Origin of the sequence: Leptospira kemamanensis, from assembly GCF_004769665.1 — a bacterium.
Classification (GTDB): domain Bacteria; phylum Spirochaetota; class Leptospiria; order Leptospirales; family Leptospiraceae; genus Leptospira_A; species Leptospira_A kemamanensis.
The window spans coordinates 236,345-249,564 of record NZ_RQGG01000032.1 but is presented as its reverse complement, the minus strand read 5'-3'; the positions used below and the strand labels follow the sequence as shown (position 1 = coordinate 249,564).

General features: G+C 38.6%; 15 protein-coding genes. 3 read left to right on the top strand and 12 right to left on the bottom strand.

Translation table 11 applies throughout. The features are described from left to right. Window positions 1-9 precede the first annotated feature (9 nt). Both EHQ59_RS11295 and EHQ59_RS11290 read right to left on the bottom strand, forming a co-directional pair. Window positions 10-1,032, bottom strand: coding sequence for a zinc-dependent alcohol dehydrogenase (locus tag EHQ59_RS11295; RefSeq protein WP_135619751.1), 1,023 nt, complete (start codon window positions 1,030-1,032; stop codon window positions 10-12). A gap of 55 nt (window positions 1,033-1,087) precedes the next feature. Then, entirely contained in the window at window positions 1,088-1,915 is an 828-nt protein-coding gene (locus tag EHQ59_RS11290; protein WP_135619750.1) for a hypothetical protein, read from the bottom strand. An 86-nt stretch (window positions 1,916-2,001) separates the two neighbouring features. Here EHQ59_RS11290 and EHQ59_RS11285 point away from each other — a divergent pair, with 86 nt between their 5' ends. After that, the gene (locus EHQ59_RS11285) at window positions 2,002-3,642 is read left to right on the top strand and encodes an ankyrin repeat domain-containing protein (RefSeq protein WP_135619749.1); all 1,641 of its coding nucleotides are present in this window, start codon (window positions 2,002-2,004) and stop codon (window positions 3,640-3,642) included. Here EHQ59_RS11285 and EHQ59_RS11280 read toward each other — a convergent pair. Then, window positions 3,639-4,064 (bottom strand): ABA4-like family protein, encoded by a 426-nt coding sequence (locus EHQ59_RS11280; protein ID WP_135619748.1) that lies wholly within the window; start codon window positions 4,062-4,064, stop codon window positions 3,639-3,641. The two genes, EHQ59_RS11285 and EHQ59_RS11280, sit on opposite strands and share 4 nt — an antisense overlap. Beyond that, a complete protein-coding gene (locus tag EHQ59_RS11275; RefSeq protein ID WP_135619747.1) occupies window positions 4,061-4,984 on the bottom strand; it encodes a hypothetical protein in 924 nt (307 codons plus the stop codon). The genes EHQ59_RS11280 and EHQ59_RS11275 overlap by 4 nt, the downstream gene beginning before the upstream one ends. A gap of 74 nt (window positions 4,985-5,058) precedes the next feature. On the opposite strand from EHQ59_RS11275, the gene EHQ59_RS11270 reads away from it, so the two are divergent. Beyond that, complete coding sequence (locus EHQ59_RS11270) at window positions 5,059-5,760, top strand: TetR/AcrR family transcriptional regulator (RefSeq protein ID WP_135619746.1); 702 nt, start codon at window positions 5,059-5,061, stop codon at window positions 5,758-5,760. Here the strand turns inward: EHQ59_RS11270 and EHQ59_RS11265 are convergent. The 7 genes from EHQ59_RS11265 to EHQ59_RS11235 all read right to left on the bottom strand — a co-directional run bounded on the left by EHQ59_RS11265 (window position 5,735) and on the right by EHQ59_RS11235 (window position 11,350). After that, window positions 5,735-6,319, bottom strand: coding sequence for a DUF6272 family protein (locus EHQ59_RS11265; RefSeq protein WP_135619745.1), 585 nt, complete (start codon window positions 6,317-6,319; stop codon window positions 5,735-5,737). The genes EHQ59_RS11270 and EHQ59_RS11265 overlap by 26 nt on opposite strands. A 31-nt stretch (window positions 6,320-6,350) precedes the next feature. Continuing rightward, the gene (locus EHQ59_RS11260) at window positions 6,351-6,851 is read right to left on the bottom strand and encodes an adenylate/guanylate cyclase domain-containing protein (protein ID WP_279638180.1); all 501 of its coding nucleotides are present in this window, start codon (window positions 6,849-6,851) and stop codon (window positions 6,351-6,353) included. A gap of 91 nt (window positions 6,852-6,942) precedes the next feature. Beyond that, a complete protein-coding gene (locus tag EHQ59_RS11255; RefSeq protein ID WP_244245498.1) occupies window positions 6,943-8,070 on the bottom strand; it encodes a PP2C family protein-serine/threonine phosphatase in 1,128 nt (375 codons plus the stop codon). Window positions 8,071-8,655: 585 nt separating this feature from the next. After that, complete coding sequence (locus EHQ59_RS11250; RefSeq protein WP_135619743.1) at window positions 8,656-9,003, bottom strand: slr1659 superfamily regulator; 348 nt, start codon at window positions 9,001-9,003, stop codon at window positions 8,656-8,658. Window positions 9,004-9,016: 13 nt separating this feature from the next. After that, window positions 9,017-9,574, bottom strand: a complete 558-nt coding sequence (locus EHQ59_RS11245) for a slr1658 superfamily regulator (RefSeq protein ID WP_135619742.1) — start codon at window positions 9,572-9,574, stop codon at window positions 9,017-9,019. A gap of 254 nt (window positions 9,575-9,828) precedes the next feature. Next, window positions 9,829-10,680: an LIC_13355 family lipoprotein gene (locus EHQ59_RS11240; RefSeq protein WP_135619741.1), complete on the bottom strand. Its 852-nt coding sequence runs from the start codon at window positions 10,678-10,680 to the stop codon at window positions 9,829-9,831. Window positions 10,681-10,720: 40 nt separating this feature from the next. Further along, window positions 10,721-11,350, bottom strand: coding sequence for a hypothetical protein (locus tag EHQ59_RS11235; protein ID WP_135619740.1), 630 nt, complete (start codon window positions 11,348-11,350; stop codon window positions 10,721-10,723). A gap of 463 nt (window positions 11,351-11,813) precedes the next feature. On the opposite strand from EHQ59_RS11235, the gene EHQ59_RS11230 reads away from it, so the two are divergent. After that, the gene (locus EHQ59_RS11230) at window positions 11,814-12,587 is read left to right on the top strand and encodes a lysophospholipid acyltransferase family protein (protein WP_135619739.1); all 774 of its coding nucleotides are present in this window, start codon (window positions 11,814-11,816) and stop codon (window positions 12,585-12,587) included. Here EHQ59_RS11230 and EHQ59_RS11225 read toward each other — a convergent pair. Beyond that, the gene (locus EHQ59_RS11225) at window positions 12,584-13,207 is read right to left on the bottom strand and encodes a TetR/AcrR family transcriptional regulator (protein ID WP_135619738.1); all 624 of its coding nucleotides are present in this window, start codon (window positions 13,205-13,207) and stop codon (window positions 12,584-12,586) included. The genes EHQ59_RS11230 and EHQ59_RS11225 overlap by 4 nt on opposite strands. Window positions 13,208-13,220 lie beyond the last annotated feature (13 nt).

Sequence of the window (13,220 nt, the reverse complement as noted above, 5' to 3'; positions counted from 1 at the left end):
ATTCCAATTTCAACGAGTCACCACCAGTTTGATAGATTCTTCCAACCATGCTTCTTTTGCTTCTGCAAAGGAAACTGTTTTTGTTACAATTTTTTCAGGAGTGAAAATTCCCTTTTGGATCTCTGGGTAAAGAGCCTTCATGGAATCGAGTGATTCGACGCGACCAATATGGATTTCAGCTCCTTGGTTGTACATTTCCAAGTAGGGAATTTCCCATCGATTGGTCCAAAAAATGGAAGCAGAACTGAAGATCGCATTTTTTCCTAGAGACCTTATGGCATAGTCCCAACCTTCTTTTGTGGCAGAAGCATCACAGACTAAATCATACTTTTCATTTGGTTTGGGGAATGTTGTAAAATGAGTGACTGGGATTCCGAGGGAGCTCGCAAGTTCGATCCTACTGCGGTCAGTGTCCACATAAACCACTTCCGCTTTTTTCGTTTGGTGAAGATAAAGCGCTGTGTAGAGTCCGATGCTTCCTGCATTCCCGCCCACTACAAGAGTTTTAGGATCTTTTTTTCGTTCTAAAAATCTACCTGCCAATTTCCAAACTTCGGCAATATTATCACTGAGACTTGCAATTCCCACTGGATCAATTTTTGAATCCACTTCAAATAACATTTGTTTTGCGTATGGCACTTTGATGAGTTCGGAAATGGCACCACCCACATTGTGAGCACCAGGAGGCATACCATAGGCGGAAGTGTAAGGTACGGTTTCACAAGAATTGTTATGGTGAGAAAGACAAGTGGGACAGGTTCCGCAAGAGATTTGAAAGGGAAGTGCCACAACCGAACCAATTTGGTATTGTCCATTGAGATCTTCTGAGAGAGATTTGATACGGCCAACAAACTCGTGTCCTACGGGGAATGGTGCACGGAAAACTGTTTCTCCCCGTACGATGGGTAAATCCAAATCACAACGGGCAATGGCAATTGGTTCCACAAGGGCTTGGTTTTCACCTGTGATGGTAGGGGTTTCCACCTCTTCCCATTCCAAAATTCCTTTTTTACGAAACAATAGTCTTTGCATTTGACCCTCCGTATACCAATCGGTCTACCGTTGGTCTTTTTTCAAAATTTGACAACTAAAATTGTTGGAACCAGTTTGGCAATTTTGGCATCTCTAATTCTTCCCAAGTCCAACCACCAAGGACAGTGACAATTGGTGATTTGGTTTCTAAGGCTTTTGTCAGACCACGTGTTAGGTCTTCTCTCACAGTGGGTCTGTAGGGAGTGTTAAATTGGCTTTGAAAGGATTCTTTTTCGTGTTCCCAAGCATAAGAAAGGAAAAAGTCCATAAACTTCTCGTTAGATGATTCAAACTTGGTTTTCAGTTTCAGAAGGTCAGGGTGGTTTGTTTTTTTCATCGTCCTTTGTAATACGATCGAAATTCCCCTTACACTTTTAGAAAAAAATGTCCCTGCTCTCACAATACGACGTTTTGATGGATTCTCAAATGCCCAAAGATCGGCCTTGTATTTTGCAATTCCCATGGATCCATAAAATGCCAAAGTATGGCTTAGCCAATAAAACGCTGAATAGGCGATCGTCATTTCCGGTCCAAACACAGTTTCCAACCTCACCATTGGATCCAAACAAATTCCTAAGGTACTCTTTATTTGTTCGTTTGTACTCTCTTCAATGGGAAATCCAACCTCACCGAGTGCCGGTGTGTAAATGAGAGCCTTAATCTGTTTGGGTCTACCATGTTTTCCAAAATCATCTAAGATGGAATTGGTAAGTCCAGGTTCAGCACGTTTTCCAAATAAGGTCAAATTAGCATTCGACACAGGTTCATTTGTTGTTGTGGATGTTATGATAAAGGCATTTGGATCTGTGGTACGGATGGCTTGGATGGCACTTTGGCCCGCTTCCCCCGAACCACCGATGATTAAATATTGATTTTGTCCCATGAATCCCTACTTGAACGTATTGAAGGCTCTAATTTTCGATTGATCACGGTAAAGTCTCTTAGATTCTATATCGGAACAAGCGAAATATGAAAACGATTTTATCCTGCTCCAACTGCCTCAGTGGTCACTCCATTTCCTCCTCTAAACTCGAGGGTAAAAAGGGAAAGTACCGATGTAAAAAATGTTCCATTTGGAACCATTTTGATTTCCGTAAAAACAAAGCGGGAGAAAAATCCGACTCACTGGTGTTATTTGATCTCAATTTTTTAGGTCAAATTCCTAATCATAGTTTACAAGGCCAAATTTTTGGCCGTTATACTTCTAATTTTATCTCAGAATGGTCGAATGAAGAACTTGTTTTCCTAAAAGACGAAGAAGGAAATGATTTTGATGTTCGAATTTCCATTTCGGGACTTCCTGAAATTGTTAGGCTTAAAAACTATGATTACGATGTAACTTCGGAAAACCCATCCTCATCTCTTAGCATCATTATCAATCATAATGTGAACAAAGCACCTGTTCGTTTGTCCTTAACGGTGGACGATTATGACCATGCAGTCGTCAACGGAAAACTGTATTTGGCAATTTCCGATGAGTGGAATACATTTTTACATGGAAGTTTCACTGCTACCCATATGTATAAAATTCAGTTTGATGAATATGGGGTCGCAAATAAGGAATTACCAGATTTTATATCGAGTAACCTGGCTGCAAAAATTTATGTTTTGTCTGGAAACATTTTGTCCTTACAAAAACATTTTCCTTCTTTAACAGAAAAAGAAAAATCGGAACTTTTATCACTTGTCATGTATCACTGGCCTGATTCTCCAGAGACCGTTTCCGAAGTCCATTTTAAAGAAGGAAATATCCTAGCAATTTTCCAACTCACACAACGAAAACTCAATGAAAGTTTTATATTTTTAATCTCCAACCAACTAACACCAAACTCTGATCATTGGCACATCATTCATGATGTGGTTTGCCATTCTGCAAAAGAGCCACTCTTCATTCCACTCCTCAAAACAAAATTTCCAGAGGAATACCATAAACATTTAGGTAACCAACTCGAAACCAAAAACGAAGACAAAACCTTAGATTGGTTGGAAGAAGATGATGTGTATTTATTGGATTCTTTTGTCCGAGCAGTGGGTTCTCTTGATTACATCATCAAAGATTCCATTCGAAATCCTCTTGGTTTCACATTATTACAAGAAGCATTTGTTCGTTCTAAATACAAATCATGTATGCGATTATTAGAAAGAGGTGCAAACCCCAATATCTTGGATGCTAATGGAGAAACGGCCATTTTCAAATTATGCCAAGACAACAAACTTCGTTTGCAAGAAAAAACAAGTTTGATGGATGAATTATTAAAACGTGGTGCCAAAGTAAACCTCCAATCTGTGAATGGAATGTCTCCTCTTCATTGGTGTTCGGTGTTTGGTGAGCCAAGTTTAGCAAAACGTCTCATCCAAGCAGGTGTAGATATTCATATCGGTGACCAAAATGCAAGCACAGCCCTCCATGAAGCTTGTAAGTTTGGAAACTCATCTGTTTTAGCTTTGTTACTCGAGTCTGGAGCCAAAGCAAACGCCAAAACCTTGGATGAAAAAACGGGTCGCGATTTGGCGTTTGAAAATTTAGAAATTGCAGATTTAGAAGCAGATGAAGAGAAAAAGAACCGATACCAAAGGGTTCTCTCTCTCTTAGATGTCTATGGGGGCTAAAATCCAAACCGTTTGGTTTTGACCATGCGAACGATGAAGTACAATACGAGTCCAACGGGACCGTAATAAAATGTAAGTCCATGGATAGGAACTAAAACCAATCTGTGGATTCCATTTGCCTTTCCATCTTCTGCTTCCCATGTTCCCAAAAACAAATCAAAAGAAAGGTAATGCACCCAACCAGCTAACAGAAAGTGGTCGTTTGCAAATAAAGACCTTACCGATTCCAAACTAGAAAAATTGCCTTCTGCTTTTCCGAGTCCAAGTGATAAAGAAAAAATATAAATTCCACCAAGAAACAAACCTGAAATCAAAATTCGCAAATAAGGAATCACCTTGTTTTGGTTAGGTGTAATTATGAGAACAAACCAAGAAAGAAGCGCAATTGAGTTGGAGATTGTAAAAAGAAGTGATGGATTCATACCATTACCTTTGCATCAGAAAATTTTGGATTAGAGAAGAGTCTCAGAAAAAGTGAGACAACCATAAGAAAAAGAATACCATAACTCATGGTAAAAATTGGATGGAAGGCAAATATGGAATGTCCCAACAAAGTTTGGACTACCATAAGAATTGTGATCGAAAGAAGGAAAACTCCGATCAATCGAACCATCAAAATCTGTTCTTTCGTTTCTTTTTTAGGAAATAGGATAGCAGCTAACACCAGGAAGACTTGCATCACATGCATTCCAAAAAAATGAGGAACTCTCATATCACCAAGCACTGTACTCCAACCCAAAAAATAGAGGCCATGTCCTGGGTCTCCCTTTCCAAAAGAATGGGATCCACTGGTTTGGAAAATACCTTGTTGCATGAGTTCCAATTGTTCGGGACGAGGTGTTGTCATAAAAAATCCAATGATCATTCCAAATCCAGCAATGACAAGTCCCCAAAGAAGACTTTCTCGCACCGATTTTGCTATCTGTTTTTGTTTGAGGATGGGAAGGATCATTCCTAAATGAAACAACCAAAAGATAGAGATACTGGCTCCCATAATGGAAAACACCATTTGGTTCCATGTGTTTGAGACATTGAAGTGACTTGCTTCCCCCCTTGCCGCTTGGAAGGTGATGAGAAGGATTTCAATCAAAGAGGTGATGGTGAGTACGATTTGTGTTTTTTGGTTGTACTTCCAATCGGACAAAAACCGCTCCAAAATCCAAACCGTGGAAAGGGAATACACCCCGAGAGATAAGGTAAACTTAATCGGTTTGATCCAGAGATTCACACCCAAAAGGGTTCTTGTGTCCAGAAAAAGTAAGGGAATCATGGATATCGTAAGCACAATCATCACGATTCCATTCCAAAAAAGTGGTTGTCTTTTGAAGTCGGCGTAATTCATAATGTTGACAGTGTAAACGTAGATGTTTACTTCGTCAACATTAAAAGTATACATTGTAAACATTTTTGAACCAAATGAAAAAATCACCAACACCTAAAAAAACAAAATCGGCCTCAAAACCTAGTGCCAAAGCTTCGGCAACAGAAACAGAAAAAACAGAAGGAACGGCCTATCACCATGGAAATTTGCGGGAGGAGGTTTTGGAACACTCCCGAAAGGTGTTAGAAAAAACAGGGGTTTCTTCTTTAAGTCTACGAGACATTGCCTCTGAGCTAGGAGTGAGCCACACAGCCCCTTACAGACATTTTCCAAAGAAAATGGACTTACTCCAGGCTCTCGTGGCAGAAGGGTTTCGTGAATTGGCAAATGCCATGAAACGCGCTTGGGAAAGTTCCGAAGATCCATTGGAAAAAATCCGAAAAGCGGGAGAAGAATACATTTATTTATTACTGAACAATCCAAGAAGGACTGAACTGATGTTTGGTGGTGAAATTTATGTTTCAGGAGATCCAATCTCAGAGGACCTTCGGAAATGTGGTGATGAAGCTTATATGGGAATGTTTCGGATTGTGGAATATGGGCAAAACCAATTGGTTTTAAAAAAATCTGTGCCCACAGCAACGCTCATGATGAGTTTTTGGAGTGGGGTTCATGGTTTTGCCGTACTAAATGAACGCAAATGGAAAGCCATCCAATCCTCTGAAGTGGAAAAACAATCCTTTCAAAAAGAAGTGTACCAAATTTTAGAGATTATGATTGAAGGGACACGTCTGTAAAATAAATGATTCGGCTTGTGATGATGGTATTTTCCCCTTCTGATTCCAAAGTCACTTCCATCTCTACAGGATAGTCTTTTAAGACCATGATGAGACCAATTCCCGAACGATTGGAGTTGGGATCATTGGATTCTATTTTTTCGAAGTAGAGTTTCTCCAAATCTTTAGCAGAAAAAATTTCTTTTAAACTCGATTCGTAAGCGGAAACATTTGTTTCGTTTGTTTTGTTTCGTACAAGCATCTCAAATGATTTTCCACGATGGATGAGAGAAATTTCAATATCGGCTTTTTTATCATAAGAATACTTGGCGGCATTTTCCAAAAGTTCGTTAAAGACAGTGGAGATCGAATTGACGATCTCTGAATTTTTCATGTCCATCGAGTCGGTAGGGACATTCGGCAAAAATGAAAACCCATAAAAATAACCAATAAAATCGGAGAGGATTCCAATTCGGCGCCAATACCGCATCAAATCCAAAGGTTTGAGATGGATTTCGATGATGGATTCTGGTTCTTTTTCAGAGAATGCAGTATGGGTGAGATTTCCGTATTTTCGCATATTCGTAGTTCAACTAAAGAAAGTAGCGAAACTACTTTAATGCCGCAAGCGCTTTTTCTAATGCATTTTGCATTAATCGGCGTTCTTCGGGGTTTGTGCTGAGTTTATCAAAATGTAAGGGTTTTAAGAGGAATCCTTTGCCATCAAATTTAACAAATGGATTTTCCTTTTTTTCCATATCGTTTTTTAGACCAATCACTTGGAAGGTTTCAATGGGAGTGTGGACACCTTTGACAAGGATTTCCCCTTTGGGAATGGTTTCAACATATTCGTCTATCAAGGATTTGGTTGCGTTGGAGATGAGAATTTCGCCAGCATTGGAAGCGCTTTCCAATCGTGAAGCTACGTTGACAGGGCCTCCGATGATGGTGTAATCCATTCTTTCGTTGGTTCCAAAATTTCCAACGGTGACGTATCCTGTATTGATTCCAATGCGACATGTTAGGTTGTGATTGATCCCAGATTTACGCCAATATTCGTCTAACGCAGGCAAACTATCTCGCATCTCCAATGAACTTGTCGATCCTGCCACCATATTTGATGGCAATACTCGACATCACATCTAGGTAATGGTTGAGGCAATCGGAGAGGATCTCGGGTTCCATTTCATTGTCCATAATATCCTAACCTCGTTTCCTCATAATCATAATGGTAATGTCATCATAAACATCCATTCCATCAATGAACACGTAGATGTCTTGGAAAATCGCCGCCAAGATTTCATCCGTTGTTGGAAGGTCAGCGTGTTTTTCTAAGGATTCAATCAAACGGTGAGAACCAAACTGTTCTCGTTTTGGATTTTCTGCTTCCGTGGCACCATCTGTATAGAGTAAGATGATGTCTTTTGGTTGCAAAGGAATTGGTTTTTCATGAATGAATTCATCAATGGATTCTGTTAGACCAACTAACATTCCATTATTGACTGTATCGATGATTTCCGTTTTTTTAGAAGCATGGCGGTAAACCAGAATGGTTTCGTGTTGCCCTGCCGTTGTGAACACTCCATTTTTATAAGAAAAGAGTGAGAGTGTTAGATTACGGATGTCATTCATCCGAACATGGATATTGGAAAACAAAATGGAGTTGATGGATCGTAGTGACTCACGTAAGGAAATCACCTTCGAACGTAAGGTGGTGATAAACGCACATTGAGTCATAAGCATAATTAATCCGGAAGCAAGTCCATGGTCGGTAACATCCCCAATCCCAATGTATACTGTGCCATCTTCATGTTGGATGACATCATAGTAATCTCCACCCACTTCGTTTGCTGAGTCCATCCTTGCCGAAATTTCTAACTCATCGATTTGTTTTAATTCCTCATTGCGGGGAAGTACCATAGCTTGGATCTGCCTTGCAACCTCTAGCTCCATACCAAGATGCATATTTTCTTCTAATATTGCTTGTTTTTCAGCATTAAAAATTAAGTCAGCTTGTTCGTGAGTTGTACGTGAGGTATTTCTAATAGCATAAAGTATCAAACCACCAGTAACGACCATGTACAAAAGTATGAGAAAGATGCCCATAGGAACGGCACTAACTAAAAAGAAAGTGCTCTCTTTTTCTAAGAAGCTAGGTTTAAAATAAGAAGACAACTCGATGAGTTTTGAATTGAAATTCGACATTTCTGGATAAAAATAAATTGTTAAAGACGCATATTCGAAAATCAGAACAAAAACTGCAAAGATAATGGATTGTGTATTGTTTCGGATTGAAGCTAGTGCAATCAAAATGAAGAAAACATATATCATAGGTGCTGCATAAACTAAACTCGGATTTTTTTGAGCTTGTGCAGTGTATCCTATAACAAATGTTAAAAGAGTAATTTCTAAAAATGATGAAAGGAATTTAAAAATATTAAGGTATTTGCTAGTTTTATTTAGAGAATAAAGTACGATAAAGTTATAACAAAGCAAAATCAATATGGCAGAAATTTGGTAGTAAAATTCTACAATTGGGCGACCTGATAGAAGTCCTAACGTAGAAAAAACGAAAATCATGCCTAGAAAAAAGAAGCGAAACTTTGTTGCAAATACCTCTGCCCTAAATTCTCCTTGGAATGAAATTTCTTTGAGCTGTTTTTTATAATAGTCAGATAGGACGAAACGATTCTCAGTTGATGATGATTGCGGCATAAGATATAGTTTTCTTAATGTTTTGTTTTAGGCAATGCGAAAAATTTAATAATAACTTATTACAATTTCCTAAAATTGCAAAGAATTTATTTACAAAATTAAAAATCATACATCTTGAATAGAACAAAATGTACGGTATATTTAGCATAAATCAAAATTTTTATTATGGAGACGCTACTTTGAGTGGTGGAAAAATAATATTTAGGATATTTCCAAAACTACTTGGTCCCAAAGTTTTTTAAAATTGGAAAGAGACTTGGATTGCCAAGAAATATTCAAAGAACCTTGGATTTTGATTTGGCATGTCGCACTTTTTCTAGAATCAATGATGAACATGGAAAGAGTTGTGATACCGGAACTATTTACAAATAGTAAGTCGCGAAAATCCAACGTGAGCCAAGATCCTTGGCAATTTTTTGCTGCATCTCTTAAAAACAATTTTAAGGGTTCGTAAGCAGGTAAGTTCTGTAAACGAATGGAACCAGTAAATTTGACTGTTTTGGTAGCTTCGTCATATTGAATTTTGTAATCTACGTCATTGATTTCCATGCAGCTTAACCTATCATAACTCTTCTACGTTGATAATTGCTCTTACCGTGATCTCATGAGTATCGGCATCGATCTCCTGAAAACTATAACCAAATCTGACAGGGTAGTCTTTTAGCAACATTAGTAATCCAAGTCCAGACTTGGTATCACTATCTTCTTTGGTTTCGAGTGTAGAAAAATACATATCCTCCACTTTTTCTAATATAATTTTGCTAACAAAAAGCTCAAAACTATCCCTAAGGGTTTTTGACGCCACATTTAAAACATCAATTTTTAAAAGATTTCCATAGTGTTTTAATTCGACTTTGATTTTGCCGTCTTTTACTTTTGAAAATTTCGTCGCATTTTCTAAAAGTTCGTTAATGATCGTGGATAGAGAATTGATTTTTGATTCACTTTCTTCGTAACAATAGGAATAAAATCCAGCAACGAAATTGGCTGTGAGTCCACAACGGCGCCAATATGCAGTCATATCTATCGGTAGAAACATCAATCTAAATTGACCATCGGAAGGCAAATTTTCAGGAATGAAATGATATTCACCAATGATGACAGGTGCTTTTTGATTCAATTTTGTCTCCTCAAATGATTCATGAACTACCTGATTAATTCGATCGTGAAATCTGCACGATCGTTCTTCTCTTTCGTTTTCATCCTGAAATTTTATTTTATATCAGGTTTTCGCTCAAAGTGCATTCGCCAGAAGAGTGGTTCTAAAAAAAGAATCCTTTTTTTAAAATAGGTCAACTGAAATACGGATGATTTTTAAATGTTTTTTTTTAAAACCTCGAGGGCGTCCATAAACTAGACATAATGGCTTAGGATTCACTGCATTTCGCGTGCGACCACACCATCGATATCACTTCCATTATAACTGCCTGGTGGCCAAGGGAAATTGTTTGTGCCATCCGCATAGTTTCTAACTGCACTTGCGGAGGTGATTTTGATGAATTTGAAACCATTGGTTTGGATGTAGGTTACGTCTGCAGGTTCACAACTAACATCGTTAGGATCACTAGCATCCAAATCCTCCAAATCAAAGCCATCGCCACCACCGAGTAGAAATCCACCTGTATTGATGAATAGATCCTCGTTTGACAGTGGATTGGTGGTCATATTGTAGAATACTGGCCGCAATCCACCAAACCTTGTCCAGCTGGAAATCAAATTGATATTTCCTGCCGTATAACTCGGATTAAAACCACAGTATTTGGTACCATCTAGGGATACTTGGATCACAGAAGGATCCATGGCATAGGTATTGGTATCACTTGAGATTCGAAAACTATTGTCGTAGACAATAAAGTCGATGGAGTCTGTCACATTTTTGACCGTTTTTCCACCCCAACTGAGGATCATGGATGCACCCGCACCAGTAATGTCTAATGCATATACATCCAAGGATCCAGCAAGTTCCCCTGCACCACAAACTCCATTGATTGCTTTTTTGGAATCTGAGAATCCAGAGATATTGGCTGTGGCACTCTCAACAGTATTCGCAAGAAAAATATCAGAAGGCAAAGTAGAAGATTTGGGACAGAGTGTCGTATTGGCACTGGCTCCGAGAAGGGGAACGAGTGCTAACAATGCTTCGTTCGACGATGATCCTGTCTCTTTGCAAGAAAAAACCCACATACATACAAACAGGAAATGAGAGAAGATTTGTTTTGATTTCATATGCGTTGTGGGTCCCATATAAAATTTTCAGTTTATTTGTCTAAAGTCCAGTCCAAGTTGAGTTCTCAGCTCTGGAAAGTGCTCTGCTAAATGTAAATCCACCACAACCGTTGGTTGCATAATTATTAGTATTACTAGTCACTGTGCTATTTAGCACTTCAGCCAATGTCGTTTTACCAGATACCGCTTCACAAAAATAAAAACAACGATTTGAACTTAATTCGCAACCGTTACTAGTAACTGCTGAGTAATCGATTCTACCATACTTTGATCTATTATCTATAAATTGATTATTGTTACTACCAGGAGTGTTTTGATAAAATAATTGTTTTTTTGTTTTATCAAAAGATAATATTCGATAGGTAATGTCACCACTACTACCACTTGTATCACTTGAAATAATGCTTCCGCTACCATCAGAATTTGTAGATATTATTAATCTTCCTGTTGGCGTGCCAGTAAGCTTTCCTTCGGCATCGTAACTATAACCAACATTCCATTGGCCATTGTATTCTAATAAAAAGGAAGTGGAAGCCGCACTCCCCGCCAAAAGTCCGACGAGTAAATTTTGATTTGCTTCCGATTCCGAAACTTGTTTTTCCATTTGGCAAAAGGAAAAGGAGAAGAGTAGTCCGATTAAGACTGTAGTTTGTAAGAGAGTTTGTTTCATAAGCGTTTCCTAAAGTGTTCATTTTAGGGAACTCCGATCCAAAGAAAAACAACGAATGGATATCATGGAATCCAATTCCATTACGGAAACACATCATTGTTAAACTTGTTTCGGGTGCCCCGATGCCTCCGGGGCCCCTTTCCTCCAAATGGTAACATTCGGATTTTAGTGTGTAAAGTTCCATAACCGCGAGGAATACTTTACGGGGAAGATCTGGCTCACCAAACAGATGTTTGGATTACAGTTGCGGGTCAGCACAGGATTTCCACCTGTTTCCTCCCAGAAGGTATTTTCCAGGTTTTTGCCAAGGCAGGGATTGTCAAATTCTTAAATCTAGGATTTCTCCCGTTTCATTCCCTGTACAAATTGAAACAGGATTGTATTGGAAATGTTGCAAAATTGGTAAGGAAACTTTTGCAACCAAACGAGGTCTTTGGACTCATACAAAGTAAGAGGAAAAGATATGTTTTATTATGTCGGAAGGTCTATTGGTTTTGTATTGATGTGGATTGTGGTAAAACCCATGCGTCTTAAATACGGTAACAAAAAAGTAGAAATTCAAAACGACTACATTTTACGTCAGTTAAATGGTAAATCGATGATTCTCATTTCGAATCATATCAAACCAAGAAACAAATTTTTAAGAATCATCACCATGCCATACGATGCTTTTGTGATTCGTGGTGTACTCAAACGATATGGAATTTATACAACTGCTTTAACAAGTTATGACTCTGGTATGAGCAATAAAGGCAGAAAGTCAAAATGGCTTCGAAGAAAAGAACAAGTTGTAAAAGGCATTGTGAAATCAATTGATCTCATTCCACTCAATCGAAATGAATCGGATCCAGTCACCATGCGTGACTTTCAAAAGAGAATCAAAAAAGGGAATTTAGGAATTGGTATTTTTCCAGAAGGATCTTGGTACCGAGGATTTCGTAAGTCACGAAAACTTTACCCAGGGATGGTTGTTCTAAGCAAACGTTACAACTTATCAATTGTTCCTATGTATCTCGATGCTTATAATTTGAATAAACCTCTTCGCCTCACCATTGGAAATCCTGTTTGGCAAGTGAATGATACAAACGAAGTGATGGCTGTGATTAAGTCTGAGTTCATTCGCCTCAATCAGTTGTCAAAAGACAAATTGGTAACTGCCAATGTAACTACTGAAAGTTCGGAAGTTTTATTAGAAGATGATAACGACGGAATGGAAGTGTCAACAAGCGCCAGTTAGGTCGGTTGTTTGCTAAGTAGTTTTTGAAAGTAGGAAATCCCTTCTTCGATCGGATTTCCTGCTCCCTTTCTTTTTCGTAACATTCCAGTCATATCCAAAACAATCACACCATACATCCAACTCCACATCAAACGAGCGATTGCTGGGTATTCATTTTTAGGATACGGAATTTCGCCTGAATCAAAACCAATACGAACGGTTTCTAAAAAGAAACGATAACTTTTCGGAAGTTGTGGAAATGCTTTTCTGTGTACTCCACCATAATCGGTCACAAACATCACTTTGTGAAGTTCGCGGTTATTACTCGCAAAATGAAAATAGGCACGAGCAATGGCAGCCAATTGGTCAAACGCGGATCCCGTTTTGACATCCGCACTTGCTTTTTTTAACATGGAAAGCAGTTCGTCTTCCCCAGTTTTGATTAAGTCTTGGACAAGATCAATTTGGCTTTCGTAATAAGAATAGGGACTTGCCACACTGCAACCAAGTCGGTTGGCAATTTTACGCATGGATAAACCATCGAGTCCTTCCTCTTTTAAAATGAGTAAGGACACATCTCGAATTTCCTCGCGGGAGAGGCTATTTCGAATTCTTCTTTGTTTGTGATGGGCTTCCAACATGGACGAATCTCAG

Excerpts from the sequence above, each read along its gene's own strand:
- EHQ59_RS11265 (WP_135619745.1), bottom strand. The coding sequence starts at position 6,319 with ATGCGAAAATACGGAAATCTCACCCATACTGCATTCTCTGAAAAAGAA.
- EHQ59_RS11290 (WP_135619750.1), bottom strand. The coding sequence starts at position 1,915 with ATGGGACAAAATCAATATTTAATCATCGGTGGTTCGGGGGAAGCGGGC.
- EHQ59_RS11270 (WP_135619746.1), top strand. The coding sequence starts at position 5,059 with ATGAAAAAATCACCAACACCTAAAAAAACAAAATCGGCCTCAAAACCT.
- EHQ59_RS11230 (WP_135619739.1), top strand. The coding sequence starts at position 11,814 with ATGTTTTATTATGTCGGAAGGTCTATTGGTTTTGTATTGATGTGGATT.
- EHQ59_RS11225 (WP_135619738.1), bottom strand. The coding sequence starts at position 13,207 with ATGTTGGAAGCCCATCACAAACAAAGAAGAATTCGAAATAGCCTCTCC.
- EHQ59_RS11240 (WP_135619741.1), bottom strand. The coding sequence starts at position 10,680 with ATGAAATCAAAACAAATCTTCTCTCATTTCCTGTTTGTATGTATGTGG.
- EHQ59_RS11285 (WP_135619749.1), top strand. The coding sequence starts at position 2,002 with ATGAAAACGATTTTATCCTGCTCCAACTGCCTCAGTGGTCACTCCATT.
- EHQ59_RS11295 (WP_135619751.1), bottom strand. The coding sequence starts at position 1,032 with ATGCAAAGACTATTGTTTCGTAAAAAAGGAATTTTGGAATGGGAAGAG.
- EHQ59_RS11250 (WP_135619743.1), bottom strand. The coding sequence starts at position 9,003 with ATGGAAATCAATGACGTAGATTACAAAATTCAATATGACGAAGCTACC.
- EHQ59_RS11275 (WP_135619747.1), bottom strand. The coding sequence starts at position 4,984 with ATGAATTACGCCGACTTCAAAAGACAACCACTTTTTTGGAATGGAATC.
- EHQ59_RS11280 (WP_135619748.1), bottom strand. The coding sequence starts at position 4,064 with ATGAATCCATCACTTCTTTTTACAATCTCCAACTCAATTGCGCTTCTT.
- EHQ59_RS11235 (WP_135619740.1), bottom strand. The coding sequence starts at position 11,350 with ATGAAACAAACTCTCTTACAAACTACAGTCTTAATCGGACTACTCTTC.
- EHQ59_RS11255 (WP_244245498.1), bottom strand. The coding sequence starts at position 8,070 with ATGATATATGTTTTCTTCATTTTGATTGCACTAGCTTCAATCCGAAAC.